This window comes from Dolichospermum circinale AWQC131C, from assembly GCF_000426905.1.
In the GTDB taxonomy this organism is placed as follows: domain Bacteria; phylum Cyanobacteriota; class Cyanobacteriia; order Cyanobacteriales; family Nostocaceae; genus Dolichospermum; species Dolichospermum circinale.
In genome coordinates this window covers 1-966 of the sequence record NZ_APIY01000453.1, presented here as the reverse complement: position 1 = coordinate 966, position 966 = coordinate 1, and the positions used below count along the sequence as shown (strand labels likewise).

2 protein-coding genes are annotated in these 966 nt (G+C 36.0%); both read right to left on the bottom strand.

Annotated elements, in window-relative coordinates; all coding sequences use genetic code 11:
• Positions 1-17: 17 nt before the first annotated feature.
• On the bottom strand, positions 18-614 hold the full coding sequence (locus tag ACIR131C_RS25860) for an IS630 family transposase (protein WP_196811701.1): 597 nt from the start codon (positions 612-614) through the stop codon (positions 18-20).
• Positions 572-966: helix-turn-helix domain-containing protein (locus ACIR131C_RS25855; protein WP_028088708.1), on the bottom strand; the 395-nt coding region annotated here is incomplete at its 5' end. The genes ACIR131C_RS25855 and ACIR131C_RS25860, both read right to left, overlap by 43 nt.

Sequence of the window (966 nt, the reverse complement as noted above, 5' to 3'; positions counted from 1 at the left end):
TACAGCACTTCCCGGTGTTATGAGGTACAGTAACAACAATTAGTGAACCAATTTTTTAAATGTTGAGGATTCATCAAATCGAGAGCAACAGAAATAACTTTATCAACCATTTCAGTGGTAGTTGGAGAAAAAGTACGTAAAAAAGATTTGAGTTGTGACCACCATAACTCAATGGGGTTAAAATCAGGAGAGTATGGAGATAAACAAATAACTTTCGCACCTACAGATTCAATCATTGGTTTAATTGATGCTAGTTTATGTGCAGGTAAGTTATCCATAATTACTACTGCTCCCGTCCATAATTGAGGTACTAAAAACTTTTCAATAAATACTTCAAATGCCTTGCTATCCATTGAGTTATTCATCGTCATTAATGCCACTACTTTTTTAATACTGATTGCTCCAATTACTGTAACTTTTGTACCACGATAAAATGGTTTCATTTCGTATACTCTTGTTCCCTTCTGAGAACGTGCATGAGTTCTGGTTAAACCCAGTATTACCCCTGTTTCATCCAAAAATACCAAGTTTTCTGGATCTATATCCCTTACCTTTTCCCAGTATTCTGTCCTTAATTTTTGGACTCTTTCTGTTCCTGCTTGGCTACTTTGCAATGTTTTTTTTTGCGATTTAATCCCAATTTTTGTAAGGAGCGACACATTGCAGTCCGACTCACCCAATTACCTGTCTTTAATGCAAATAATTCACATAGTTCCACTATTGTTGCATCCTGATTCTCTGACACCAGTTTCCTTAACTCTAATTCCGCATTTGCTAGATGACTAAATCTTGGCTTACCCGGTTTTAATGGTTGTAGATTGCCATCACTTTGTTGTTGCTTTACCAGCTTTTGTACTAGACTTTTACTAACTGCAAATCTGATTGCCACTTGACGAATTGATATTTTTTCCTCAATATGGGCTGCAACTATTTTTTCTCGGATATCCACTGAATATGCTTTCATGA